General features: G+C 66.0%; 20 protein-coding genes. 12 read left to right on the top strand and 8 right to left on the bottom strand.

Annotation, left to right across the window (positions count from 1 at the left end; genetic code table 11):
* Positions 1 to 132: 132 nt before the first annotated feature.
* The gene (locus tag QM615_RS08835) at positions 133 to 2,385 is read right to left on the bottom strand and encodes a VanW family protein (protein ID WP_283347253.1); all 2,253 of its coding nucleotides are present in this window, start codon (positions 2,383 to 2,385) and stop codon (positions 133 to 135) included.
* Positions 2,386 to 2,617: 232 nt separating this feature from the next.
* Entirely contained in the window at positions 2,618 to 3,922 is a 1,305-nt protein-coding gene (locus QM615_RS08830) for a PucR family transcriptional regulator (protein WP_283347252.1), read from the bottom strand.
* 148 nt (positions 3,923 to 4,070) lie between these two features.
* Between QM615_RS08830 and QM615_RS08825 the strand changes: the two genes are divergently transcribed.
* From QM615_RS08825 to QM615_RS08805, 5 genes are read left to right on the top strand one after another with little or no spacing between them, the layout of a single operon-like run.
* Complete coding sequence (locus QM615_RS08825; protein WP_262498496.1) at positions 4,071 to 4,892, top strand: ABC transporter ATP-binding protein; 822 nt, start codon at positions 4,071 to 4,073, stop codon at positions 4,890 to 4,892.
* On the top strand, positions 4,882 to 5,604 hold the full coding sequence (locus QM615_RS08820; RefSeq protein ID WP_283347251.1) for an ABC transporter ATP-binding protein: 723 nt from the start codon (positions 4,882 to 4,884) through the stop codon (positions 5,602 to 5,604). Before QM615_RS08825 ends, QM615_RS08820 begins: the two co-directional genes overlap by 11 nt.
* A gap of 22 nt (positions 5,605 to 5,626) precedes the next feature.
* A complete protein-coding gene (locus QM615_RS08815) occupies positions 5,627 to 6,505 on the top strand; it encodes a branched-chain amino acid ABC transporter permease (protein WP_094639203.1) in 879 nt (292 codons plus the stop codon).
* 1 nt (position 6,506) lies between these two features.
* Entirely contained in the window at positions 6,507 to 7,550 is a 1,044-nt protein-coding gene (locus QM615_RS08810; RefSeq protein WP_283347250.1) for a branched-chain amino acid ABC transporter permease, read from the top strand.
* Positions 7,547 to 8,866 (top strand): ABC transporter substrate-binding protein, encoded by a 1,320-nt coding sequence (locus QM615_RS08805; protein WP_283347249.1) that lies wholly within the window; start codon positions 7,547 to 7,549, stop codon positions 8,864 to 8,866. The genes QM615_RS08810 and QM615_RS08805 overlap by 4 nt, the downstream gene beginning before the upstream one ends.
* A 130-nt stretch (positions 8,867 to 8,996) precedes the next feature.
* Here the strand turns inward: QM615_RS08805 and QM615_RS08800 are convergent, their stop codons facing one another.
* The gene (locus QM615_RS08800) at positions 8,997 to 10,340 is read right to left on the bottom strand and encodes an acetyl-CoA C-acetyltransferase (RefSeq protein WP_094612988.1); all 1,344 of its coding nucleotides are present in this window, start codon (positions 10,338 to 10,340) and stop codon (positions 8,997 to 8,999) included.
* An 83-nt stretch (positions 10,341 to 10,423) separates the two neighbouring features.
* Here QM615_RS08800 and QM615_RS08795 point away from each other — a divergent pair, with 83 nt between their 5' ends.
* Complete coding sequence (locus QM615_RS08795; protein ID WP_283347248.1) at positions 10,424 to 11,770, top strand: 3-oxoacyl-ACP reductase; 1,347 nt, start codon at positions 10,424 to 10,426, stop codon at positions 11,768 to 11,770.
* Complete coding sequence (locus QM615_RS08790) at positions 11,767 to 12,624, top strand: MaoC/PaaZ C-terminal domain-containing protein (RefSeq protein WP_094639226.1); 858 nt, start codon at positions 11,767 to 11,769, stop codon at positions 12,622 to 12,624. The genes QM615_RS08795 and QM615_RS08790 overlap by 4 nt, the downstream gene beginning before the upstream one ends.
* Before the next feature lie 102 nt (positions 12,625 to 12,726).
* On the opposite strand, the gene QM615_RS08785 is transcribed toward QM615_RS08790, so the two are convergent.
* Positions 12,727 to 13,329 (bottom strand): TetR/AcrR family transcriptional regulator, encoded by a 603-nt coding sequence (locus tag QM615_RS08785; RefSeq protein ID WP_032377568.1) that lies wholly within the window; start codon positions 13,327 to 13,329, stop codon positions 12,727 to 12,729.
* A gap of 62 nt (positions 13,330 to 13,391) precedes the next feature.
* Entirely contained in the window at positions 13,392 to 14,567 is a 1,176-nt protein-coding gene (locus QM615_RS08780) for a glycoside hydrolase family 3 N-terminal domain-containing protein (protein ID WP_283347247.1), read from the bottom strand.
* 155 nt (positions 14,568 to 14,722) lie between these two features.
* Here QM615_RS08780 and QM615_RS08775 point away from each other — a divergent pair, with 155 nt between their 5' ends.
* The 3 genes from QM615_RS08775 to QM615_RS08765 all read left to right on the top strand — a co-directional run bounded on the left by QM615_RS08775 (position 14,723) and on the right by QM615_RS08765 (position 19,734).
* A complete protein-coding gene (locus tag QM615_RS08775) occupies positions 14,723 to 15,190 on the top strand; it encodes a universal stress protein (RefSeq protein ID WP_027495380.1) in 468 nt (155 codons plus the stop codon).
* 103 nt (positions 15,191 to 15,293) lie between these two features.
* Complete coding sequence (locus tag QM615_RS08770) at positions 15,294 to 15,464, top strand: DUF2613 domain-containing protein (RefSeq protein ID WP_082073827.1); 171 nt, start codon at positions 15,294 to 15,296, stop codon at positions 15,462 to 15,464.
* Positions 15,465 to 15,486: 22 nt separating this feature from the next.
* Positions 15,487 to 19,734 carry an alpha-(1->3)-arabinofuranosyltransferase domain-containing protein gene (locus QM615_RS08765; RefSeq protein WP_394855455.1) on the top strand — a complete coding sequence of 1,416 codons (4,248 nt, stop codon included), beginning with the start codon at positions 15,487 to 15,489 and terminating at the stop codon, positions 19,732 to 19,734.
* Here QM615_RS08765 and QM615_RS08760 read toward each other — a convergent pair.
* Positions 19,712 to 20,860, bottom strand: a complete 1,149-nt coding sequence (locus tag QM615_RS08760; protein WP_283347246.1) for an acyltransferase family protein — start codon at positions 20,858 to 20,860, stop codon at positions 19,712 to 19,714. The genes QM615_RS08765 and QM615_RS08760 overlap by 23 nt on opposite strands.
* 166 nt (positions 20,861 to 21,026) lie before the next feature.
* Between QM615_RS08760 and pgfA the strand changes: the two genes are divergently transcribed.
* On the top strand, positions 21,027 to 22,163 hold the full coding sequence (gene pgfA, locus QM615_RS08755; RefSeq protein WP_149406979.1) for a cell envelope lipid trafficking protein PgfA: 1,137 nt from the start codon (positions 21,027 to 21,029) through the stop codon (positions 22,161 to 22,163).
* A 252-nt stretch (positions 22,164 to 22,415) separates the two neighbouring features.
* Here the strand turns inward: pgfA and QM615_RS08750 are convergent, their stop codons facing one another.
* Positions 22,416 to 23,630, bottom strand: a complete 1,215-nt coding sequence (locus tag QM615_RS08750) for an MATE family efflux transporter (protein WP_283347245.1) — start codon at positions 23,628 to 23,630, stop codon at positions 22,416 to 22,418.
* A gap of 25 nt (positions 23,631 to 23,655) precedes the next feature.
* Here QM615_RS08750 and QM615_RS08745 point away from each other — a divergent pair, with 25 nt between their 5' ends.
* Positions 23,656 to 25,392, top strand: a complete 1,737-nt coding sequence (locus tag QM615_RS08745) for an MmpA family trehalose lipid delivery protein (protein WP_394855456.1) — start codon at positions 23,656 to 23,658, stop codon at positions 25,390 to 25,392.
* On the opposite strand, the gene QM615_RS08740 is transcribed toward QM615_RS08745, so the two are convergent.
* Entirely contained in the window at positions 25,339 to 26,559 is a 1,221-nt protein-coding gene (locus QM615_RS08740) for a glycosyltransferase family 4 protein (RefSeq protein WP_283347284.1), read from the bottom strand. The two genes, QM615_RS08745 and QM615_RS08740, sit on opposite strands and share 54 nt — an antisense overlap.
* Positions 26,560 to 26,578 lie beyond the last annotated feature (19 nt).

The following is a 26,578-nucleotide window of genomic DNA, read 5'->3' as shown; positions in this document are numbered from 1 at the left end:
CGATCTTGTGATGCAACCCCGCGTGGGCACAGTTCTGACGAGCGAACACCTACTGCAAGCAAACACCCGATCGGGCGGCAACGCCACAGTCCGAATCGACGTGATTCGAATGGCCCTCTCGCGGCTGCAGCATCATTCGTCTTCGTCCGGTTCCGGAGCCGGGTCCGCCGCGGGTGCCGGGCGATCGGGCTGAACGCATCGAACGATGGGAATGGGGTCGTATTTCACCGTTCTGGTGTTCCGCGAAATTTCCCTGCCCGACGCGGCATCACTGATCACCCTGGTGTCGCTGGCGGTGAATCCTTGGCCTCCGCCGGACGCGACGCAGCCTGCTCCTGCGGGCAGTGTCACCGTGTCGGGTGAGGTGAAGTTGGTTCGCGAACCGGTGATCGATTCGACGTCGACCGTCTTGGTTCCCCACAGTCGGACGGTGACGCTGGACGAATCGGCGAACGATTGGATGACCACACCGGTGTCGTTCGGGTTGGTGAACTGCAGGTCGATGGCACCCTCGAAAACCGTCGCTTCGCGCGCCTCGGGGTATCGGCTGATGTAGTAGCTGTGCTCGGTGTGGTCGGTGTCTTCCATACCGGCGAAGTAGGACGCGTTGTAGAGCGTCGTCGCGAACTGGCTGATGCCGCCGCCGACGGCGCGATCGGGTCGACCGTTGTCGATGATCCCCGACTCGACGAAGCCCTGCGCGGTACCTCGCGGACCGGTGTACTCGTTGAGAGAGAACGTTTCTTTCGGCTTCACGAGCGCACCGTTCACGATCTGCGCCGTCAGCCCGATATTGACGCCCGACGCGTACTCGAACCCGCCGGTGGTGTACTCGGCAATGACTTCTCGCACACCGAGATTCTGTGCGGCTTCGGTGGTGAGGGCGGGCGGGGCGGGCTCGTAGATCGCCTCGGTGGTGCGGGGTCCGTCAGCGGACAGCAGGGCAGGCAACTGCTCGAGGGTCTTGCGCCACTCGACCAGCTCGCCCATCTCTCCGGGGACGACGGTCGGCGCACCGCCGGAGAAGGTGAACGACGCGTCCCTCGGCGGTACCTCGGTGCGCACGAGTTGCGGCGCGAGAATGCCTGTGGCGAAGTCGGTGTCGTAGATCGGGGTCAGTCCGCCCTGGCCGTCGGGATCGAAGCGGAGAACCTCGCCCACCCGATCGGTAGGCAGCGTCGCGTCGACGTTCTCGCGACCGGCGACAATCACCGGTGCCTCCACCGCAGGTGCGGCGATGTTCTCCAGCGCCTGGTCGACGGCTTCCTGGGTCACCGTGACGGGAGTGGACTCGTACACCGCTTCCGTTGCGCCAGAGGCCCATTCGGTCTGCAGGTTGCGACGCGTCCCGTCGGTGTCGAGTATCCGACCGGCCAGCGGCGCGACGGCAATCGGTGTGCTGCCGTCGAACACGACGTCGCCTTCGACGGGGTCGCGGTCGGTTTCGACCCGCAGGCCATCGACCGCAGCGGTGAGCGCTTGCTCGTCCGTGGTCGACACGACGCCGATCTCGCGGCTGCCGAAGAACGATGTCAGTCGAGTGATCGGGTTGATCGGTTGCGATCCGGCGCGGTCGAGCGTTGCGTTCCAGTCCACACCGAGACCGGCAGCGGCAGGCAGTACCTCGACCTGTCGGTCGCCGACGTCGACCGACACGGGCTGCTCGGCGCGCGCACCGAGCTCCGAGCGCAGGAGTTCTTCGGCGTCGGAGTGGCTCTTGCCACCGACCTCGATCCCGGCGACGGTCACACCGCGAGGTACTCGGTCGCTGGAGGTGATCCAATCCGCCGCGTACAGCAGCGTGAGAACCGCGACCACCGCGCCGGTCCCGATCGCGATCTTCCGCCACGGCGGCACGAACCCGGACCCGTCGGCGGCCTGCGGCTCTCCGTCCTCCGGCGGAATCACCGGTGGTTGGACCGGCGACTCGGCCTGGGGAGAAACAACGGTCTCAGCAGGAGCAACGGTCTCAGCAGGAACATCGGCCTCTGCGGGAACATCGGCCTCTGCGGGAACAACGGGTTGCGCGATCGTCGGCGATTCGTCGGCTGCGGGCGGCTGTGGAGGGGCCGGGACCGCCTCGGGCCTCGCGTCCCCAGCCTCAGCAGCGGCGGCGGTTTCGGTGGTCTCGACATCGTCGAGGGCCTGGTCTGCGACAGCGGATTCCGCGTCGTCGGACTCGGGCTCAGCGGTGTCGGCTTCCACCTCGGATGCCTGCTCGGGCTCCGCTTCCGGGATCTGCTCGGCGTCGGATGCATGTTCGGTACCGGCCGCCTCGTCGCCGATCGCACCGAAGACCTCGGTGGGAGCGTCGTACGGCGGTACGTCGGGTTTCGGTTCGGCACCGTTGGGCGCGTCACCCGACCTACTGTTGCCCTCGCTCACGTTCGACCCTTCCAGGACCACCGTTGGTTGTTTGTTCCGCCCTTCTGCACGGCGTACCCCCGGCACGAGCTTACGCAAACCGAACGGTGACGCTCACTCGGAGACCATCGGCGCAGGAACGACAAAGGCTCCGCGCTGCTGCCGGGTCGGGGGTCAGGCAGCAGCACGGAGCCAACTGGAATATATGCAGCAGGCTGTGCCACCTCGTTACAACGACTGCGAAATTGTCTCGTCAATTCATTCGGTTGAATGATCCACGGGTCGTCGAACTGTCCCCCTGCCCGACGGCTCGGGCCCAATGTCCCGTCCTGACCAGCGCGAGGGTGAGCAAGAGCCGATCTCGCGGATCGGTCAGATCGTGCCCGGTCAACTCCTCGATCCGGTGGACCCGGTAGATCACGGTGTTTCGGTGGCAGTAGAGCGCCTTGGCGGCGTTGGTGGGCGAGCCGTCCGAGGCGAGCATGTGCGCCAGGGTGTCCAGCAGCGTTCCTCGATGCGGCTCCGGGTGCGTCCACAACTTCCCGAGAGCGTGGCGAACCAGCAACTCCGACGACTGGTCGTCGGCCGCCATGATCACGCGGGGCAGTCGGTCCGTAGCCAAGGCAACGCCGCTGTCTTCGGTGATGGTCTCGGCCGTCAATGCCGCGAGGCGATACGCCGCCGCGAACGACGACAGTCCCTCCGGAGAATGCGCGACCCCCACCGGCCCGACGGCCCGGGCAGCGAGGGCGTCGACGACGGAGTTCCACGATCCGGTTCCGAGTGCGACGAGCGCGAACTGGTGGCCGTCCCTGGTGTTCCAATGCGAGACCGCACCGATCTGATCCAACGCGTCCTCGGGCGCCGGGAGCGGCGGCGACCCTTGATCGTCCAGTGGTCCGACCACACACGCGATCTGTTGCGATGTCGAAAGGCCAAGAGTGGCACGAGCTTCCATGACGAATGCCGGATCACCACCTCGCCCCGATCGAAGGCCGTCGAGTATCACCAGAACGTTGGCGATGTCCCGCTGCTGCATTCGAGCGCTTTCCTGGCGGTATGCCTCGACGAGAGTCTCGTACTGACTGTCCAGCGCACGCCACAACTGTTGACCGGCCACCAGAAGCAGATGCTCGTCGATTCTGGTTCGACGCTGCTCGCGCTCGAGCATCAACTCCTCCCACAGCGTCCGACTCCCGAGCGTGTACGCCTTGAGTACCAACTCCATCGGAATGCCCTGGCGTGCACGCTCCCTGCCGGTACGACGCCACACCTCACGGGTGTTGTCGTTCGCGGTACGTAGCCCCGACAACGTGCGAAGGCCCTGATTGATGTGCTCGCGGGTACTGCGCCTGATCTCGCCGGCGATGTCCGGAGTGGAACTGGCGAGGTAGGCGGGTTCCTGCTCGATCAGCGCCAGCGTGATGGAGTCTGCGATCGCGTCGGCCCGGGGAGTCAACGCGGCCCACGCACTCCGAATTTTCTCCTGGTCGGAGTCCGTCACCGCTCCGCGGGCAGCCGAACGCGCCGATGCGCGTCGACCATCGGGAGCACCCACCTGGACAGTTTTGCGCACTGAGCCCACATGACAGGTCGATTTGACCGTTACTGGTGCCCAGGGACCCAAACATTCTGTGCGCAGCGCCCATATCGCCCGTTGTGCGAAACGCACCATAGTGAACGCAACAGATTGTGAGGTGGATCACTTGAACTCTCTCCAAACGAAGGACCCGGTCCTCACCATGGCGGACATCGAGGTGTCCTTCGGCGGCATCGTCGCGCTGTCCGGAGTCAGTCTCGAGGTGCGACCCGGCGAAGTTCTCGGCGTCATCGGGCCCAACGGTGCGGGCAAGACGACTCTGTTCAACGTCGCGTGCGGACTCGTTCGTCCCCGATCGGGAACACTCGGACGACTCGGCGAACCGTTGACCCGGCTACGACCGCATGACCTTCCCCGGCTCGGCATGAGCCGAACTCTCCAGGGACTGGGACTGTTCGATCGGATGACCGTGCTGGACAACGTCATGGTCGGTGCCGACCGGACAGCGCACACCGGGATCCTCGCCGGCCTCCTCGGCCTACCGTCGAGTGCTTCCGACGACGCCGCGGTCCGTTCCACCGCGATGGCCACTCTCGAACGCCTGCGCATCGACGGCTATGCGCACCGATTGCCACCGAGCCTGCCGTACGCGGTGCGCAAACGCGTTGCGCTCGCACGCGCACTGGTGAGCGCACCGACATTGCTCCTGCTGGACGAACCCGCCTCGGGTCTGTCCAGTGACGAAATGAGCGAGCTGGGCGACGAGATCCGATCGCTCGCCACAGCACCGACCGATTCCGAACCGGAAAGACCCGCGACATCGGTGATGCTCGTCGAACACCACATGGATCTCGTGATGAGTGTGTGCGACCGAATCTACGTGCTGGATTTCGGCAAGGTCATCGCACAGGGAACGCCCGATCAGATCCGCGAGGACCCTGCCGTACTGGCGGCATATCTCGGAAACGAAGTGGCACATGAAGACTGACGCGGCACACCTGAAAATCACGGATCTGACCGTTCGCTACGGCCCGGTCACCGCCCTCGACTCGGTGTCGATGACCGTCGCAGCCGGAGCTGTCACCGCCGTACTCGGCGCGAACGGAGCAGGGAAGACGACTCTGCTGCGAACCATCTCGGGATTGCTGAAACCGGTATCGGGGAGGATCGAACTCGCCGGGGCCGACATCGTCGGCGTGGCACCGGATCGCATGTCCCGCAAAGGTCTTGCGCACGTTCCCGAGGGACGTGGCGTGATAGCCGAGCTGACCGTCGACGAGAATCTTCGACTCGGCGCGATGGGACGCAACCGAAATCACGACGCCGTCACCCTCGACCGCATCTACGACATGTTTCCGCCCTTGACCGGTCGTCGAACGTCCTCCGCACACACCCTGTCCGGTGGAGAGCGGCAGATGCTGGTGATCGGCCGAGCACTGATGGCGACACCGTCGGTGCTTCTGCTCGACGAGCCCTCTCTCGGACTCGCACCGAAAGTCGCCGCACAGATATTCGAGACGTTGCGCGGGCTCGTCGACTCCGAGTCGATGACCGTCGTTCTCGTCGAACAGAACGCTCGCAGCGCGCTGTCGATCGCCGAACACGCCGTCGTCCTGGATCTGGGCAAGGTCGCGGTGGAAGGTCCCGCCGACACCTTGGCCGGGGACGACGCCCTCCGACACGCCTACCTCGGGTTCTAGAGCCGAAAGGACGCCTGCCACAGTGCAACAACTGCTCACCATCCTCATCAACGGCGTGACGACAGGCATGATCTACGCCGCGTTCGCGCTCGCCCTCGTCCTCATCTGGCGATCGACCCGCATCGTCAACTTCGCCCAGGCCCCGATGGCCATGATCACCACCTACGTCGCACTGGTCGTCATCGACGCCGGCTACTCGTACTGGATCGGATTCGCAGTCGCGCTGCTGTGCGGCCTGCTGCTGGGAGCCTTGACGGAGCGGCTCGTCATCCGATTCGTCGACAGCTCGTCGCACATCAACCCGGTCATTCTCACGCTCGGGTTGTTCATCATCATCCACGCCGTGGCCGCCATCATCTTCGGCAACCAATTCCGTTCCTTCCCCGCACCGTTCGGCCTCACCGGGCAGCGGATCGGCGACATGAACGTGGCGCTGACCGGCTACGACATCTTCAAGATCATCGCCGTTCTCGTGGTCCTGGGACTGCTGATCTTGCTGTTCCGGTTCACCGATCTGGGACTGAAGATGCGCGCGAGCGCCTTCGAGCAGGAGGTCGCGAAACTCCTCGGAGTCCGCGTGAGCCGAATGCTCACTCTCGGTTGGGCTCTGGCCGCAGTGGTCGGTTCGCTGGCGGGTCTGCTCATCGCAGGTGGCTCCCTGGTGCATCCGGGCTACATGGACTCGATCGTCGTATTCGGTTTCGTCGCAGCAGTTCTCGGCGGACTGGACAGCCCGGCAGGCGCAGTGGTCGGCGGACTGTTGATGGGCATCGGGCTCAGTTTCGTCAGCGGCTATCTCGGTCAGGATCTGGTCTCCAGCGCGGCATTGGTGATCCTGATCGTCGTGCTTCTGCTGCGACCGAGCGGGCTCTTCGCCGGCTCCGCGGCCAGGAGGGTATGACATGAACGCAACTCTCACTCGCCTCACCGCAACACCGGTTCGACGCCACTTCCTGGGCGCTGTCATCGGACTCGTCGTCATCGTGCTCGCCCTCGAATCTCTGAGCACCTTCCGTCAGAGCCAACTCACCTCCGTCGCCTACCTGGCGATCGCCGCAGGCGGACTGACGGTGCTGACCGGGTTGAGCGGCCAGCTGTCCCTGGGGCACGGCGCGTTCATGGCGGTCGGTGCGTACACCGCGGCATTGATGCTGCGTGCCAACGATTCGGGATGGTCGGTACCCCTCGTCCTGCTTGCCGCCACCGTGATCTCGGCAGTGGTGGGCATCGTGGTCGGAGTGGCCGCCGCCCGACTGCATGGGCCGTATCTGGCCGGTGCGACGCTGGCGCTCGCCGTCGCCGTCCCGGGCCTGGCCCTGTACTTCTCGGACTACCTCGGCGGCGAACAAGGGCTCGTCGTCCCGGCACCGAAAGTGCCGGAGCTGATCGACGACATGATGTTCTTCGTCACCGGAAACGAGCTCAGCGGCACGAAATTCGTCGCGTACGTCAGCTGGATACTGCTCGTGCTGGTGTTCTTCCTCTTGGCCAACATCTCGTCGAGCCGAATCGGTCGTCGCTGGCGGGCCGTCCGAGACGACGAGGTCGCCGCCGAGTTGTCCGGTATCGACCTGGGCCGCGCACGCATCCTCGCATTCGTGGTCAGTGCGGCCTGTGCCGGCGCGGGCGGTGCAGTGCTGGCCATGTCGGCACGAATCGCGGCACCGAGCGGCTTCACCCTCACCCTCTCGCTGACCCTGCTCTCCGCCGTCGTCATCGGTGGGCTGGGAACACTGTCCGGCGCGTTGATCGGGGCCGTTCTGCTGACCTACATCCCGCCGGTGGTGACCAACCTCGGACTCGATCTGGGTCTGAGCAGTCTGCAATCGGCCGAACTCGCACCACTGGTGACCGGAATCTTCACCGTCCTCGTCATCCTGTGCGCCCCACTGGGTTTGGTGGGCACGTATCGCAAGTTACGGACAACCAGAAAAGGAATGAAATGAAAAAGTTCGGATCGGTGGCGTTCAGAACGACCGCGTTCGTCGCCGTCGTCTCGTTGGCCGCGGCGTGCGGTGCAGGTGGCCGAGACGAGGCGACGGAGTCCTCGGAAGGGTCGACGGTCGGCATCACCGACACGTCGGTGAAGATCGGCGCCCACTTTCCGTTGACCGGGGTCGCGGCACCCGGCTACAGCGAAATCCCCACGGGCGCACAGGCCTACTTCGATTACGTCAATGCCGCGGGCGGCATCAACGGCAGGCAGATCGAGTACGTGGTTCGAGACGACTCGTACGATCCGACCACCACCACCCAGGTCGTCAACGAACTCGTACTGCAGGACGAGGTGTTCGCCGTCGTCGGCGGACTCGGCACCGCGACCCACAGCGCTGTCATCGACTTCCTCAACGAGGAGGGTGTGCCGGACCTGTTCGTCTCCTCCGGCGCGATCATGTGGGGCAACGATCCAGAGAAGTACCCCAACACCTTCGGCTGGCAGCCCGACTACCAGGTCGAGGGCAAGATCATCGGCGACTGGGTGACCAAGAACCGGCCCGACGCCAAGGTCGGACTGTTCCTCCAGGACGACGACCTCGGCCGCGACAGTGAGGAAGCGGTACGCCAGTATCTCGACGACCAGATCGTCGAGGTGGTGCGCTACACCTCGGGCAACACCGATGTCGCACCTCAGATCGCGGCCCTGCAAGGTGCCGGAGCCGATCTGATCCTCGGCTTCAACGTGCCCTCGTACACCGCGCTGAGCCAGCTGACCGCCATGCGGCTCAACTACGACCCCGAGTGGTTCTACAGCTCGATCGGTTCCGACGTCGACCTCGTCGGCTCACTGCTCGGCCGCTTCTCGCAGGGTGCGGTCACCGACGGCGCTCAGTCGCTCGAAGGGATGATCTCGCTGGAGTACATCCCGGGCGTCGACTCTCCGGAGAATCCGTGGACCCAACTGTGGCAGAAGGTGTGGGCGGAGAACGGGACCGGCGACCCGCTGACCAACTACCGCATCTATGGTCTGAGCCAGGCCTATGCCTTCGTGCAGGCGCTCGAGGCGGCAGGCGAGAATCCCACCCGCGAGGGCATCGTCGCAGCCATCCAGGACGGCGGAATGGACTTCGAGGGACCGCAGCTGGCTCCGTTCCGGTACTCGGAAGACAGTCACCTCGGTATCTCCGGTGCCAGTGTCTTCCAGATCCGCGGCGGAGTGCCCGAGTACCTGACTCCGGTACTGCAGACGGACATCGGCGATTCGGCTGTGGAGGAATACACCGGCGAAGAATCGACCCCGCCGGAAAGCGGCATACCCGGCTGATCACACGAGAAAGGGGCACGCGTATGCGTGCCCCTTTTTCATGTCGTGGTCGGCAGATCCGAAAACCCCTCGATTACCGGATCCGCCGACCCTGTGTCCCCCGATTCGTGAGCAGCCGAAGCTGCAGTGATCAGCGCTCGATGATCGCCGTGACGCCCTGGCCACCGGCCGCGCAGATCGAGATCAGGCCACGGCCCGAGCCCTTCTCGGCCAACATCTTCGCCAGCGAGGCCACGATGCGTCCGCCGGTCGCGGCGAACGGGTGACCCGCGGCGAGCGAAGAGCCGTTCACGTTGAGCTTGCTGCGATCGATGGAACCGAGCGCACTGTCGAGACCGAGCCGCTCCTTGCAGTACTCGTCGCTCTCGAATGCCTGCAGTGTTGCGAGCACCACCGAAGCGAACGCCTCGTGGATCTCGTAGTAGTCGAAATCCTGCAGCGTCAGGCCGTTGCGCGCGAGCAAGCGCGGAATCGCGTAGGTCGGAGCCATCAGCAGGCCGTCCTTGAACGATCCGTTGCCGTGGACGTAATCGACTGCAGCGGTTTCGGAATCGACCAGATGCGCGAGCACCGGCAGGTTGCGCTCGGCGGCCCACTCATCACTCGACAGCAGAGCAGCCGACGCACCGTCGGTCAACGGCGTGGAGTTTCCGGCCGTCATGGTGGCGTCGCCCAGCTTGGTTCCGAAGACCGGCTTGAGCGTCGCGAGCTTCTCCACGGTCGATCCCGGACGCAGGTTGTCGTCTCGGGTCAGGCCGAGGAACGGCGTCACCAGATCGTCGAAGAAGCCGCGGTCGTAGGCGGCCGCCATGTTCTTGTGGCTCGCTGCGGCCAGTTCGTCCTGGTCCTCGCGGCGGACGCCGAATTCCTTGGCGGTGATGGCGGCGTGGTCACCCATCGACAGGCCGGTACGTGGCTCGCCGTTGCGCGGGATCTCGATGCCGAGCATGCCGGGACGGACGTTGCCGAGAAGCTTGATGCGGTCGGTGGTGCTCTTGGCCCGGTTCAGGGAGAGCAGGAACTCGCGCAGTTCGTCGTTGACGCCGATCGGAGCGTCGGAGGTGGTGTCGACACCGCCGCCGATACCGGCATCGATGCGGCCCGACGCGATGGCGTCGCCGACGGCGATGATCGACTGAAGGCCGGTGCCGCAGGCCTGCTGGATGTCGAAGGCCGGGGTGTACGGGCTCAGCGCGCTACCGAGGACGACCTCGCGAGTGAGGTTGAAATCGCGTGAATGCTTGAGAACCGCACCGGCGGCGACGAGACCGAGGCGCTCGCCCTGCAGACCGAATCGCGAGACCAGCCCGTCGATGGTCGCGGTGAGCATGTCCTGGTTGGACGCCAGCGCGTACTTCTTGTCCGAGCGCGCGAAAGGAATGCGGTTGCCACCGACGATTGCGACCGGTCGTAGCTGCTTGCTTGTCACTGACGTCTCCAAACATCGTCGAAAAAGGCCCTGGTGGAGTTTCATCTTACTGGCGAGTAAGTTGGTTGTCGACACCCGGTCGTGCGCCTCGCTCCTCGAGCGAGCAGCGCTGAATGAAAGGTACGACAGTGGCAGCCTCCAAGGGAGCCCCAGATCTCTACTCAACGTTCCTCGCGTCCGCGCCGGGAGCCTTCATCGCCAAGCAGGCAGGCCTGCCGCAGCCCGAGAAGCTGCGCCGCTACAAGGCAGGCGAGCCGCCGCTGGCCGGACCGGTCCTGATCGGTGGCAGTGGCCGCCTCGTCGAGCCGCTGCGTGAGCTGCTCTCGGACTACCCGCAGTCGCAGCCGCACGACGACAAGCACGGCGGACTGGTGTTCGACGCCACCGGCATCGGCAATGTCGCCGAGCTCGAGCAGCTCTTCAAGTTCTTCCAGCCGGTCATCCGCAACCTGGCACCGTCCGCTCGCGTCGTCGTCATCGGCACGACGCCGGAGGAGACCTCGAGCGTCGACGAGCACATCGCTCAGCGCGCCCTCGAAGGCTTCACGCGCAGCGTCGGCAAAGAGGTCAAGCGCGGCGCCACGGCGCAGCTCGTCTACATCTCCCCCAAGGCGTCGACCGGCCTGTCCGGCCTCGAATCCACCCTCCGCTTCCTGCTCTCGGCCAAGTCCGCTTTCGTCGACGGCCAGGTCATCACCGTCGGAGACGCCGACTCGCAGGCACCGGCTTCGTGGGACAAGCCGCTCGCAGGCAAGGTAGCCGTCGTCACCGGAGCGGCCCGCGGCATCGGTGCCACCATCGCCGAGGTCCTCGCCCGCGACGGAGCCACCGTCATCGCAGCCGACATTCCCGCTGCCGGAGAAGCACTGTCGCAGACGGCCAACAAGGTCGGCGGCACATCGCTTGCACTCGACGTCACCGCCCCCGACGCCGGAGAGGTCCTCTCGAAGCACCTGCTCGAGCGCCACGGCGGAGCCGACATCATCGTGCACAACGCAGGCATCACTCGCGACAAGACCCTCGCCAACATGGACGACGCCCGCTGGAACTCGGTCATCGGCGTCAACCTTGCTGCCCCGCAGCGCATCACCGACGAGCTGGTCGCATCCGGCGCACTCAAGGAGGGCGGCCGCGTCGTCGACGTCTCCTCCATCGCAGGCATCGCGGGCAACCGCGGCCAGACCAACTACGGCACCTCCAAGGCAGGCGTCATCGGTCTGGTGCACGCATCCGCACCGGTGCTGGCGAAGAAGAACATCACCATCAACGCCGTCGCCCCCGGCTTCATCGAGACCGCGATGACCGCGGCAATCCCGTTCGCCACCCGTGAGGCCGGACGCCGCATGAGCTCGCTGCTGCAGGGCGGCGAGACCGTGGACGTCGCGGAGTTGGTCTCCTACTTCGCGTCTCCCGCATCGAACGCCGTCACCGGCCAGGTCGTGCGCGTGTGCGGCCAGAGCCTGCTCGGCGCATGAGCACCGTCACGCTCACCGCGCAGCCGAAGACCTCCGACATCTACACTTCGGCTGCGCTCGGCGCGCTGCCGTTCCTCGGATCCCGGTCGTCGTCGGTGCCGAACACAGTGTACGAACTCAAGGGCCTGCGGGTGGACCCCGACAACCTCGCCGGGTACTGCCGGGCGACGGGTCTGCGATTCGGCGATCAGCTCCCGGTGACCTACCCCTTCACCCTCGTCTTCCCGACGGTGATGAAGTTGATGGTGTCCAAGGGCTTTCCCTTCGCCGCGATCGGTTCGGTACACGCCGAGAACGTGATCGAGCAGTTCCGTGGCATCTCCGCATCGGAACCGCTGGACATCCGAGTGCACGCGGAGAATCTGCGCGAACATCGCAAGGGTCTGTTGGTGGACCTGATCAGCGAGGTCAAAGTTGGACGGGAACTGGTCTGGAAGCAGACCTCGAGCTTCCTGAGCCTGCAGAAGACGTCGCTGTCCGGTGGACCCCGTGAGGCACCGCCCGCCGACGAGGTTCCACCGCCCCCGACCCGCACCCTGCGCGTCGATCAGCGGATCATCAGCCGGTACGCGGCCATCTCCGGAGACCGCAACCCGATTCACGTATCCTCGCTCGGCGCAAAGGCATTCGGGTTCCCGAAGACCATCGCGCACGGAATGTGGAGCGCGGCAGCCGTCCTGCAGACGGTCGAGGGTCGAATCCCGGAAGCTGTGAACTACAGCATCCGCTTCGGCAAGCCGATCGTCCTGCCCGCGACGATCAACGCCTACGCCGATGCCGTCGGCACCGGTTGGGACCTGTCGCTGAAGAACCCGAAGAAGGGCTACCCGCATCTGACGGGAACCCTGCGCTGACTGCTCGAACTCGAAGTTATGGACGGATTTCCCCGGATTTTCGTCCATAACTTCGAGTTCGGCGGGGGCAGGAGTGGAGCCTGCGGAACGACCCGGGCAGGTCTAGGTTGCGGCGGTTTTCTTTCCCGCCAGGCCGCGCCAGGCCAGGTTCTCCAATAGGTCCGCTGCGGCGTCGACCTCGATTTCGCCGCCCGCCACTCGGTCGGCCACGGCCTCGCCTGCCCCGACCAGGGCGACGGCCATCAGCCCGAAATTCTGCGACTGCTCCGGATCTCTCGTGCTCATGGCGAGCAAGCCGGCCGTCAGCTCGATCAGCCGATCCCGACTGCTCTGCACCTGCGAGGCGAACGCCTGCTGGCCGATCGCCTGACGGTAGAGCACCATCCACGATTTCCGGTTCTCGCCGACGAATCCCAGGAAGCCGATCAGCGCTTTGCGCAACTGCTCGCGCGGCGTCAGCGTCGGGTCCGCAGCAGGAGTCAGGGCCTCGACGAATTTGACGCCCTCGCGATGAATACACGCCGCGAACAACTCGTCCTTCGACCCGTAGTACAGATAGAGCATCGGCTTGGAGATGGCCGCCTTCTTGGCGATCGAATCCATCGACGTCTCGTGAAAGCCGTTGTCGGAGAACACATCCACCGCCGCGTCGAGCATCTGCTGCTCGCGGACGGCGCGGGGCAATCTCTTGGTGCCGCCAGCCATGGACCCTCCAATACGTACGAAGTACTAGACGTTACTCCACAGTAAGGTCCAGTACCGCACAATCAGGCCCCGCACGCCCCCTTGAACCGAGCAACCGTCGCCGCAGCCTCGTCCAACTGAGCCGCGTCGAGGCGGCCCGTCGCCACCGCGTCTTCGAGATTGTCCAACACCGCAGGCACCTGATCGGTGGTGAGCCACAGCGCCACATCGGCTCCCGCAACCAACGCCGCCTCGACCGCGTCGACGATCCCGAGCCTTGCCGTGATCGCCGCCATGCCGCTGAGGTCGTCGGTGAAGATCGGGCCGTCGAACGGTGCGGCACCGTATCCGACGCCGTCGCGCAACAACTCCATCGTCGCCGGGCTGATACTCGCCGGCACACCCGGCTCGGTCAGTCCCGGCACATCGAGATGCCCGACCATGACGCCGACGCCGGTGTTGTTCAACGCCGCGAACGGCAACAGATCCTTGGCCTTCAACTCGTCGAGCGACGGCGTCGTCACCGCACCGGTGTGCGAGTCGCCCGATCCCGAACCGTGCCCGGGAAAATGCTTGATGACGGGCTTGACGCCCGCGTCTTCCAGACCTCGCGCGTACGCACCCGCGTACTCGATGACGACCTGCGGATCGTCGGAGAACGACCGATCGCCGATGACGGAATCATCGGGCTGAGCGCTCACGTCGACCACCGGAGCGAAGTCGACGGTGACACCGAGATCCTTCAACCCCTGGCCGCGCGTCAACGCCGCCTGATAGGCCTCGTCCACCGTCATCGTCTGGGCCAACACTCGCGCCGACGGCGCCTCTCCCAACAGATCCGCCACTCGCGAGACCCGCCCACCCTCCTCGTCGATCGTGATCATCGGAGCCACCGCGGAGGCGTCGAGCACCTGCGGTACCTCCCGATTTCCGAGCATCGACTCGTCGGTCCAACTCCCGACGAACAGGCCACCGACCTGCTCGGTGGACATGATCTGCACCGCATCGGCAGTTCCGGTGACTCCGACGGTGAGCAACTGCGCCAGTCGCTGACGCTCGGTGAGGCCGTCGACGAACGTCACGCACTCGTCGACGGGTGGCAGCGGTTGCGGGACCGTCGTCTCGGCTGCCGTCGTCGTCGAGGCAGGTGGTGCCGTCTGCGTCGACGCGACCTGCGTGGACTCACTCGAACACGAGACCAACAAGCCGACACCGACCGTCATCACCGCAGCGGACCGAACCGAAAACCGAAGTCGCATGGAATACGACGGTAGCCGAGACGGGGGGTGTTCCTTGCGCGCCCCGGGTCCGGATCAATGTGGCTTTGTTGCACTCCGACCGACTGAAACCCACATTGATCCGGGGAGGGGTGGGGGTAATCTGGACGAACGCGACATGAGGAGGACCTCGAACCATGACCGCAGACCTCATACTCATTGCCTACGACGGCTCCGACAATGCCAAACGCGCCATCGACTATGCCGGACGCTTTCTCACCACCTCACGCGCGATCGTCGTCACCGCGTGGGAGCCGATGGTGCGTCAGGCCGCGCGAATGTCCGGCCTCTCCGGCGTCATGCAGCCCGAATGGGTGCCCGACGACGAGGCCGAGGACGTTGCGCTCACCGACGCGAAGGTGACCAACAGCGAAGGCGTCGCGCTGGCCGAGGCCGCGGGCCTGAAGGTGGAGGGCCAGTGCACCGAATGCACCACCGCCATCTGGAGCGCGATCGTGGAGAAGGCCGACGAGATGAACGTCGACATCATCGTCACCGGCACGAGGGGCACCACTGGTCTTCGTGCGCTGCTCCAGAGTTCGGTGGCCGAGCACGTGCTGCGACACAGCCATCGACCCGTCCTTATCGTTCCCCCCGGCAAGTAACGCGTCCACCGGCCTGTCCTGCAGGTACGAGTGATACCGTGATGCCCGCGCGAGGGTCCACCTCGCCCGCTTCCTTCCTGAGCCGACTGACTGGAGAACCGAGATGAAGTTTGCTGTCCCGGGTGTCATTGCCGCCGTCGTCGGAGCCGTACTGGGTGCGGGCGTCGTCTTCGGAGTCACTGCCGCTGCAGCCGACAACTCTCGTCCGGATATCGATCGCTCCGGAAACGCCGACTCGTCCTTGCTGAACCAGGTTGAGTACGGCAGCCGCTGACGCTGGTCGCTTTCGTGAATCGATGATCTCGGCCGAGCCGCTCGGCCGTAAATGGCTTTTCGGCGTCTCGATTCTGGCGTTCATCCTCACTTTTCTTCAGGTCCCCGGCTTCACCGTCGCCGACACCAAATTCGACCTGGCTCAGAACCCTCTCGGATTTCTCGAACGCGCCTCCCATCAGTGGAACAGCGCAGCTCCGCTCGGCCAGGTGCAGAACCAGGCCTACGGCTACTTCTTTCCGCACGGTGCGTTCTTCGCCGGCGGCGACCTGCTGTCGATCCCGCCGTGGATCACTCAGCGCATCTGGTGGGCGCTGATGCTCATCGCCGGCTTCTGGGGAATCGTCCGACTCGCCGAAGCCCTCGGTATCGGCAGCCGCAGTTCCCGTCTGATCGCGGCGACTGCCTTCGTTCTCTCTCCACGAGTGATCACCACCCTCGCGTCGATCTCCTCGGAGACGATGCCGATGATGCTGGCACCGTGGGTGCTGATCCCGATGGTGCGGTATCTCGACTCCGACTCCGGGAAGCACACGGTGAGACGAGCGGCCGCGCAGTCGGCGGTCGCGGTCGCGTTGATGGGCGCAGTCAATGCCGTCGCCACCGCCGCCGCCGTTCTGGTGGCCGTGATCTGGATGTTGTCGCATCGGCCGAACAAGCGTTGGGTCGTCTTCGGTGCGTGGTGGTCGGGCTTTCTCGTACTCGCGACGCTGTGGTGGATCGTTCCACTGCTGTTGCTGGGCAAGGTCTCTCCACCGTTTCTCGATTACATCGAATCCTCCGGCACCACCACACAGTGGACGTCACTGACGGAAGTGCTGCGCGGCACCGGCAGTTGGACGCCGTTCGTCTCTCCCGAGCGAGTGGCCGGTGCCGTTCTGGTGACTCAGCCGGCGGCCGTCATCGCGACGGGTCTGATCGCGGCTGCTGGAATCGCGGGCCTGGCGATGCGCTCGATGCCCGCCCGCGGCCGATTGACGATCATGTTGTTCGTCGGTCTGGTCGGCCTCGGTGCCGGGTTCGTCGGCGAGCTGGACGGTCCGTTCGCGGGTGCCGTCCGGGTGTTCCTCGATTCGGCGGGCGCACCGCTGCGCAACATCCACAAGCTCGAGCCGGTCATTCGAATTCCGTTGGTGCTGGGCCTGGCTCACCTGTTGGCCCGAGTTCCGCTGCCGGGTTCCGCGCCGCGGACGCAGTGGCGATCGGCCGTCGCGCATCCCGAGAAAAATCCGATGATGGCAGTGACCGCGTTGATCCTCGTGGCCCTGACGCTGTCCACCTCGTTGGCATGGACGGGCAAGCTCGCGCCCCGAGGAGCGTACGAGGCCGTTCCGCAGTACTGGCACGACGCGGCGGACTGGCTCACCGAGAATGCCTCGGGATCCAGCCCGGACGGTTCCGACGCGCAGCGGGCCTTGATAGTGCCCGGCGCACCGTTCGCGCTGCAGACCTGGGGATTGACCCGAGACGAACCACTGCAGGCGTTGGCCACCACGCCCTGGGCCGTCCGCGACGCGGTACCGCTCACCCCGCCCGGTGCCATCCGCGCACTGGACTCCGTGCAACGACTGTTCGCCGACGGTCGGCCGTCGGCCGGGTTGGCCGATACCCTTCTGGGACAGGGCATCAGCTACGTCGTCGTGCGCAACGACCTCGATCCCGAGGACTCCCGATCCACCCGTCCCGCATCGGTGCACCAGGTGCTCGACGGTTCGCCGGGACTCGAGAAGGTGGCCGAGTTCGGTGAGGACGTGGCTCCGGGTCAGGTCGACGGCGTCGTGCTCGACGGTGATCTTCGACCGCCGTATCCGGCTGTGGAGATCTACGCGGTAGGTGATTCGGCAGGCATTCCCGCGTCCGGTCCCTACACCGTCGATCTCGATCGCGTCCCGGTGGTCCAGGGTGGTCCGGAGTCCATCCTGCGCTCGAACGAACTGCGGGAAAACGGGATTCGCAATCCTGTGCCGTCGGGCCCCACCCTGCTGGCCTCGGATGCAGCGGCGGCGGGCATCGCCGTGAACTCGGTGACGGTGACCGACACCCCGATGAACCGCGAGACGGACTTCGGTCAGGTCGACAATCACAGTTCTGCCCTACGGGCCGCCGACGAGCCGCGCCGTTCGCTCAACGAGGTATCCGATTACCCGGTGTACGGGGCCGAGACCGTGGACGCCGAGTGGGAGGGCGCGACCCTGACGGCGTCGAGCTCGGCGTCGGACGCAACGCAGATCGGCGGCAGCGCCCCGGGCAGCGGTGTCGCAGCGGCGGTGGACGGCGATCTGGCCACCAGCTGGATCAGCAACGGTATCGAACGTGCTGTGGGGCAATGGCTTCAGCTGGACTTCGATACTCCGGTGCGCGGCGGGCTGCTGCGCATGCGTACCAGCCCTGGGACGATCGGCGACCCGGTGAAGTGGGTGGAGATCACCACCCCGAACGGCTCGACCGCGGCGCGCGTCGACGAGCCGGGTGAGCCGATGACGGTGTCACTGCCTGGCGGTGAGACCCCGTGGCTGCGCATCACCGCGAAGTCGACGGTCGACGGAACCCGTGGCAGCCAGTTCGGCATCAGCGAGGTGTCGGTGGACGACTACTCCGACCGGGACAACCCGACGCAGGTACCGATCGTGCACCGCGCGGTACTGCCCGCGACTCCCGCCGGGGCGAGCGTCGACGCCTGGGAACTGGGCCAGGAATTCCCCGGCCGTTCCGGGTGCCTCGACACCGAGGATCGAATCCGTTGCAGCAGTGGACTGTCCAAGTCACCCGAGGAACTGGGCCGCTTCTCGCGCACGATCGACGTGCCGATGGGCACCGCCGTCATTCCGGACCTGACGGTGCGCACGCGTCAGTCCCCCGAACTCGAAGCGCTGCTGGCGCAGCCGGGGCGGCCGTTGGCCAGCGGCGCGTCGGACGTCGCCGATCTGCACGGTTCGGCGTTCGCCGCCACCGACGGTGATCCGCGCACGTCCTGGACCGCGCCGGAGAAGTCGATCACCGATCGAGCCGGAACCAACCCCACCCTGACCATCCAATTGCCTGCTCCCACACTGGTGGACGGGCTCGAACTCACCCCCAGCCTCGGCGAACTTCCGGCACACCCCACCCGGGTCGCGGTCAACCTCGGCAACGGCCCGATGGTGCGCGACGTCGACACCGACGGCTCGACGACCCTCGAGCTGGCACCCTTCGCGACCGACAGGATCGTGCTGTCGATCGTCGACTGGGACGGCGTCCTGGACCGAAACTCGTTGGGCTTCATCCAGTCTCAGCCTCCCGGCTTCGCCGAAGTGACACCGCTGTCCGGTGGTGAACCGATCGGCGCACCGTACGACGGCGATCGCCGGATCACCGTCGACTGCTTCGACGGCCCCATCGTCTCCATCGCCGGGCAAACGGTGCGCACGTCGGTGACGGCCACCGCGGACCAGTTCCGCTCCGGCGAGCCGCTGAAGGCGTCGGTGTGCGACGCCGACACCCCTTTGAACGAGAACTTCGTCAACCCGGTATCACTGCCCGAAGGACGCCAGGACGTGGTGGTGCAGCCGGGAGCATCGTTCTTCGTCGACGGTATTCGGTTGCGCACCATGCCCATTCCCGCCGATTGGCCGACGAGTTCGGCACCGCAGGCCGCGCGGACCACCGCCTGGAGCGCCGATCACCGCGAGGTGACGCTCACCTCCGCGACGGAGGATCGCTTGCTGGTGATTCCGGAAAGCAACAACAGTGGTTGGCGCGCAACAGCTCCCGGTGGCCTCGAGCTGTCCCCGGTAGTGGTCGACGGGTGGCAGCAGGCCTGGATCGTTCCGGCGGGGGCGTCGGGCACGGTCTCGCTGGATTTCGCCACCGACCGCTGGTACCGACTCGGCATCTTCGGTGGGCTTCTCCTACTGATCCCGTTGCTGTTCGCAGCGCTGCGTCGGCCACGAGGAGCGCGTGATGTCGGTCCGTCGCCGCGGCCGTGGCAGAGCGTTCCGGTCGCAGTCGTGGCGCTGCTGGGAGCAACGATCGTGTTGGCCGGAATCGCCGGTGTGGTCACCGTGGCCGTGATCGGCATCGTCGCGGTGTTCCTGGACCGCCGTTACGGTCGCACGGCGTCCTCACGTGTATTGGCCTGCACTGCAGGCGGACTCACGCTGCTGGCACCAGCGCTGCTCTCGCTCGGACCATGGCGATCTCCCGACGGCTACGTCGGCGGTTCCTACTGGGTGCAGCTGGCGTCCCTGATCGGAATCGTCGCGTTGGCGATCACGGCGATACGGAAGCCCTGACCGCTTTCTTGCGGGGGCCGAAGCGTCGTCGAGCAGGATCTTCCACCAGGGCGTAGCTCGCCGCTGCCACCGGAATCGACAGTGCGAGAGTCACCGGCAACACGAACCACATCCCACCGGAGAACGGGACAATGCCGAACACCGGGAACACGACGGCAAGCACAGCCAGATGCCAGATGAACAGTCCGTACGACCAGCGGCCCAGCGTCAGCATCACCGGATGCTCGAGGAAGCGATGCCGGCTCCCGTCCTCGGCGAGAATCAGCGGGGCGAGCATCGCGAAGGCCAGTATCGCGCCGAGCAGGATCTTGATCTCGAACTGCCAGGCCGCCGGACGCACCAAACCCTGCGGACCCGCCAGAGGAGTTGCCGACAAGGCGAACGCGGCAACCGCGATGGACGCCATGACACGTCGGCGACGAGCCAACCGATGCACCCAGGTCGTCGGCCCCACCGAGATCTCGGCGAGCAGCATCCCCGCCGCGAACCACGGGAAATAGCCGGGGAGCCAGTTGTCATGGTGAATGCCGTCGGGGGTCGACACCGGAACGAACGCCCACGACAGTGTCAGCACCGCAGCGCCCAGAATGACCGGGATACGGCGGGCGGCGGCCGCACCGCGCATACGCACCATCAACCAGGCGAACACCGGCAGCAGAAGATAGAAAGCGATCTCGACCGACAGCGACCACATCTGCGTCAAGCCCTGGGTCAGGGTCAGCGGCACGAACACCTGAGTGAACGACAGGTTCGCCAGCCACACGCGGTAGTCACCGCCGGCATCGGGAAGAAACAGCAGGATCAGCACCACGCCGACCCAGTAACCGGGCAGAATCCTCGCGAACCGCGAACGGAAATAGCGGCCGATCGGCTGGGCAGTCCCATGACCGCGAGCTGCCGCAGCGTGCGGACGCCACAGCAGGAATCCCGACAGCGAGAAGAAGATCGCCACAGTCAGGTCGAACCGTCCCCACACATGACCCAAGATCGGGGAGGTCGCGCCACCGGTCTGAAAGGCCACGTGGGTGACAACGATGCCGATACACGCGACGGCACGCATTCCCTCGAGTGACGGTACGAACCCACGAAGCGGGACAACGCTTGCCGAACGGGTCTGTGTGCTCATGGTGGCCTCAAGTGTGCCGTGTCGAACCGGCGCAGACGAGACCGGTGCCACTGTCGACTGTTACTGTCACCTGCGACGTGTCGTAATAAATCGGGCATCGGGTCGGGGTGAACGTGTTTCCCGCTCGCGGTGTCTTCCATGAAGCGGTCAACTAAGGAGATTCAGCATGGCGGAGCGCTCAGGGCCGAGCCGGATACTTGCCCTCGTACTCATCGGCTTGGGCGCGTTTCTGGTGGTCGCCGCCATTCTCATTCCCACATACACCATTTCGGCACTCGAGAAGACGCCGCTGGATCTCGAGGTGACCACTGTCTCCACCGGTGAGGGCAGCGTGCTCGATGCGACCTCCCTCGCCGCCGGCCGCGCAGTCGTCGACCAGAACGTTCCCCTCGTCTCGCAGCGATTCGTCACCGTCGAGGACCCCTCCGACGCCGACATCATGACGCTGCAAGCGGGCCAGACTCTGCGTCGCAGCGACAAGCAGGCCGACACCGGACTGCTGACCGCAAGCGTCGACCGCGTCACCATCGACCGCAAGACGTCCATGCCCGTCGAGAACCCGATCGGCACCATCCAGGTGGCCGGCAACGCGCCCGCCGAAGAGGTGGCCCACACCGGTCTGCAGTACAAGTTCCCGTTCAACTCGGAGCAGAAGAGCTACCCGTACTTCGACGTCAACGCGCGTGCGACCAAGGACATCGATTTCGTCGAGGCAACCGAGATCAACGGCACGCCGGTGTACCAGTACCAGCAGACCGTCGGCCCGGTCGACCTGTCGACCGTGGTGAACCTGCCGACCAACAAGGTCACCCTGCCCGCCGACACCTGGGGTGTCGAGGGTGGAGCCGCGCCGGTGACGATGACCCGCTGGTACGAGAACACCCGCACCCTGTGGGTCGAGCCCGAGACCGGCGTCGTCGTCAAGGGCGAGGAGCAGATTCACCAGTACTACGGACGTGAAGCGGGCAACGCCGAGGTCGACGTCCTCAACGCACCGATCACGTTCGACGAGAACACCGTCGAATACCAGATCCAGCAGGCCAAGGACGGCCAGGATCAACTCTCGCTCTTCGGCCGCACCGTCCCGATCATCGCCGGAATTCTCGGTGTCATCTCGCTGATCGCCGGAGTGTTCCTGCTCCTGCGCGGCGGCGGAAACGGCGGACATCGTCAGCCGGCCCGAACGGACAACACTCCGCGACCGACCCCCGGCGGCGGAACTGCACCCGCACCCGCGAGCAACCGCGACTGGACGACGGATCGCACGGAAGAGATTCCGAGGACGAACCTCAACAAGGAGTAAGTGCGCTACGCGCAGGAGTGGAGCCTGCGGAACGACGCAGATGAGCAGTGGCGTGGTTGAGTGCCTGTGGGGGGGCACGCAACCACGCCACTGGTCTATCTGGAGACGGGACCCAAACCAGCGATGCTCCCCGAATCGGTGCGGTCGTGTTGGCCGGGTCTCGTAGTCGACGGTCCGTTGTCCGGTGGTGTGCGGTTGACCTCGTTGTGGCCGAATGTCTTTGGTGCTGAAGCAGGATCTGCGATCAGGTTTTCAGGTCGACGGGCGATCCATGCGGTTTCCCCACAGCGCCAAACCACAGACCACCACCATGGTCACCGCGGCAGTCACTGCCGCGACGACGACGAACTGCGCGAGTGTCGACGCCACGAACAGCAACAGCAACACCTCGACACCGAGGGCGAACCAGGCGACGAGAGCGAGGTGGGTGTGCTCGCCCGCGATGGCCCACAGCAACGCGCTCTGCAGCACGGCCAGGCACGCGCCCTGCAGCACGAACAGCCAGACATATTCCTGCACACCGGAATACGTATCGCCCACCACCAACGGCAACAGCGGAGACGCCAGCGCACCACCGATCACCAGAACGGTACCGAGCCCCGCGACGACGGCCAACGCCGATCGCACCGCGGACGCAGAATGCAGCGGGTTCGCCATCCGCGGATACAGCACCACGCCGACAGCCTGCGGCAGCCAGAACGCCGCCTTGGACGCAACGGCCCCGACGGCGTACAGCCCGGCTTCGTTGGAGCTGAGCAGCGTGCGCGCCAGCACCAGATCCAACGCGGACATCGCGATCAACACCAACTGCACCTGCGACGCCTGCAGCACGGCCAGAACGGTGACCTTGGTTTCCGACACCGAGTTCACCGGTACCCCGGCCGTCCATCGCGCACCGAGTGCCACCACACCGATACCCGCGGCCGTGGCCAGCAGAACCGAACCGGGACCACCGCCGAGCACCAACACCAGCACCGCCGGTGCCACCTTGCCGAATCCTGCTGCGGCCAGCACGATACTCAGGGCTCCGAATCGCCCACGCCCCTGCAGCAAACCCTGCTCGGCAGCCAGCAGCACCAATACCGGCGCAGCGATGACCGCCGACACGGTCGCCGTCATCGAGACGTCCATGGCCGCGGACAGTGCGGGTGCCAGTGCCAGAGCAAGCACCCCCACCACCGCCGCACACCGGTACCCCACCGTTCGCAATTCGCGAGAACTGCGCCCGCGCACCACTTCACGCGCAACGACGGACTGCAACGCCAACGCCGGAACCGCGAGAACCAATTGCGCAGCAAGCAGACTCGCGAATTCTCCGTAGCCCTCGACGCCGAGCATCCGGCTCGCGAGCACCTGCAGCAGGTACGCCGCAACGTTCGCGAACATCGAACCGGCCGTCACCATCCCCATCCCGGCGACCGACGCACCCGCCGTGTGGTCTGCCTCGGACGAGGCGCGGAAAGACATGAGCCCACGGTATAGGGTGCCGATCATGGCGTGGTCGAGGTCGAGGTGGACACCGCCGCTCTACAGCCTGCTGCTCGCCGTGGTGATTGTCGGCCCGCTGCTCGACCCCGGCTACCTCCTGCTGCGCGACGCCGTCAGCACTCCCCGTTCCTACTTCACCGACTCCGCCTGGGGAATCGCCGACGCGGCCGCGCGGGCCGTCCCGCAGGACGCCGCGATCGCCGCGCTGTCGACGGTGTTCGACGGCGGACTCGTGGTCAAGACCATTCTGCTGCTCGCCCTGTGGCTGACCGGGTGGGGTGCGGCGGTCATGGCACGAACGGTACTGCCGACAGCCCCACTGCCCGCGCTGCTCGTGGCGTCGACGGTGGCCGTGTGGAACCCGTACGTCGCCGAGCGACTGCTGCAGGGACACTGGAGTCTGCTCGTCGGATACGCCACTCTGCCGTGGACGGTGGTCGCTGCACTCGCGGTCAGAGAGGGCCGTTCCTGGTGGGCACTCGCGGTCTGTCTCGCCGCCGCCGGGCTCACCCCCACCGGCGCGTTGCTCGCCGCGACCATTGCGCTGGTCGTCCTCGCCCTCCCCGGGGGTGCCCGACGCGGCCTGCGCGTGGTCGGCGCCCTCGGACTGGCGGCGGTGGCGTCGGCACCGTGGCTGGTGGCGACGGCGGTGTCAGGGAGTGGCGTCGAGCAGGCGGATCCGGCGGGTTGGGCGGCGTTCGCGGCGCGGGCCGAGCCGGGCTTGGGCACCCTCGGCAGCCTCGCCGGTCTGGGCGGAATCTGGAATTCCGATGCGGTACCCGCCTCTCGCACAGGGGCTTTCGCGTTCGTGGGCACGGCGCTGCTGCTGACCGTGGTCGCGTTCGGGGTGCGCCCGCTGATCAGGCGTCGAAGAAATCCGGTGATCCTGGGACTCGCTGTCGTCGCGTTGCTTGCCATCGCAGCGCCTGCGCTGGCAGCGACGGGACCAGGGTTGGCGATGGCCCGCGCGCTGGGCGAGACGGTGCCCGGTGCCGGTCTGCTCAGGGACTCACAGAAGTGGGTCGCGCTGGCGATGCCGATCTATGCGCTGGCGGCGGCGGCCGCGTTTTCTCCCCGTCGTCGACCGAATCGGGTGCAGCCAGCCGCGCTGAGCGCGGTCCAACGCACCCGATTCGGCAGTGCCGTGGCAATAGCGGCCCTGCTGATCGCACTACCCGACCTGGGCTGGGGCGTCGGGAACTCGATGCGGCCCGTGGTGTACCCGGAGTCCTGGCAGGCGGTCGCAGCCGAAGTGCAGAGCGGCGACGGCGATGTCGCGGTGCTACCGGCCGGGATGTTTCGCCTCTTTCCCTACAGCGGCAGTGCTCCCGTCCTCGATCCCGCGCCGCGCATGCTGCCACTGGATGTGTTGCAGACCGGCGAGCTCATCGTCGCGGGCGGCACGGTACGCGGTGAGGGAGTGCGCGCGACGGAGGTCCAGAATGCGCTGCTCGCAGGCGAACCCGTGGACGTCGTCGCAGAGCTGGGTGTCGGCTGGGTACTGGTGGAGAACACCACCCCCGGCGAACTCGGCGAATCCGCGCAAACGCTGAATTCACTGGACATCGCGTACTCCGACGACCAGCTCACGCTCTATCGAGTGCCCGATCCCGTGCTCACCGAGAGCAGGCCAGTGGCAGCCGTCGTCGTTGCCCACCTCGCATGGGCACTGCTACTTCTCGGCGGACTAGCGATAGGACTGCTGAGCCGAATCCGAGTGCTGCGCACCCACCAGACCTGACGACCACGTGCCACGCGTCGTGGCGGCGAGCACCGAGTACACACCGTCGGCGCACTGCTCCCAGGAGAACTCCCCCGCGCGCACTCGCGCCTTCTCGCCCAGGCGAGTTCGGGCTTCGGCGTCCTGCAGCAGCTCCGAGACGGCAGCGGTCAGACCGGAGACGTCTCGGTCCTCTTCACCATCCGAAAAGTCGCCCACCAGCACACCGGTGACGCCGTCGATGATGGAATCGGTGAGGCCCTTGGAACTTCGGTAGCCGACGGTCGGTACGCCGTGCTGCGCTGCCTCGACGACCGCGAGGCCCCAGCCTTCTTTACGCGAAGGCATCACGTGCACCCATGAGCGACCGAGCAGCGCGTGCTTGCGGTCCTCGTCCACGTGCCCGTGGAAGGTGACGTACTGCTCGATGCCCAGTTCGCTCACGTAATCGCGGAGGTTCTGCTCCCACCAGCCTCCGCCGATGACGTCGAGGTGGATATCGGGGATCCGTCCGCGCAGCGCAGCAACGGCGTCGAGCGCGTCCTCGATCTGCTTGTGCGGAACCAACCGGGACAGCACGGTCAGCGACGGGTGCGCGGTGCGGGTGCTCTCGTCACCCTCGGGCACAGACCTGGGAATCTCGTCGGCTCCGTTGCGCACCACGGCGATGCGCTCGCGGTCGACGCCCAGTGCGACCAACTCGTCCGCGGACGGCAACGACACCGTCAGGTACTGATTGCGGCGGTGGACTCGCGGAGACACCGTCGATTCGAGCCACCAGCCGAGCTTGGCCATCATCGGCCCCGCAACCGGCCACTGCTCCCGATGGCAGTGGTGCACCAGCAACGTCACCGGAACGCCGAAAGCAGCACGGGAGAAGAAGGGAATGCCGTTCTGGGTGTCGATCACCGCGTCGGGTGCGATGCCCTTGAGCGGGCCGAAACCGAGCCTTCCGGCCGCGATGGCGGCCAGCGCGCGGGGATACACCGACAGGCGTCCACCACCGCGACTGATGCGGATGCCGTCGACGATCTCCTCGGCGGGTGCTCCGGGATACGACGCCGTCCTCAGCGTGACGCGGACGCCGCGTCGAGCCAGACCTGCGCCCACCTGCTCGAGGTATCGCTCGCTGCCGCCGCCCTGCGGGTGCCCGGTATCGCGCCAGCACAGCAACAGAACCTCGCGCACAGCCCGCTTCACCCAATTT

The organism is Rhodococcus sp. IEGM 1341 (assembly GCF_030056895.1).
Classification (GTDB): Bacteria; Actinomycetota; Actinomycetes; order Mycobacteriales; family Mycobacteriaceae; genus Rhodococcoides.
The sequence above is the reverse complement of the archived record's forward strand: the minus strand, read 5'-3'. Positions and strand labels throughout refer to the sequence as shown.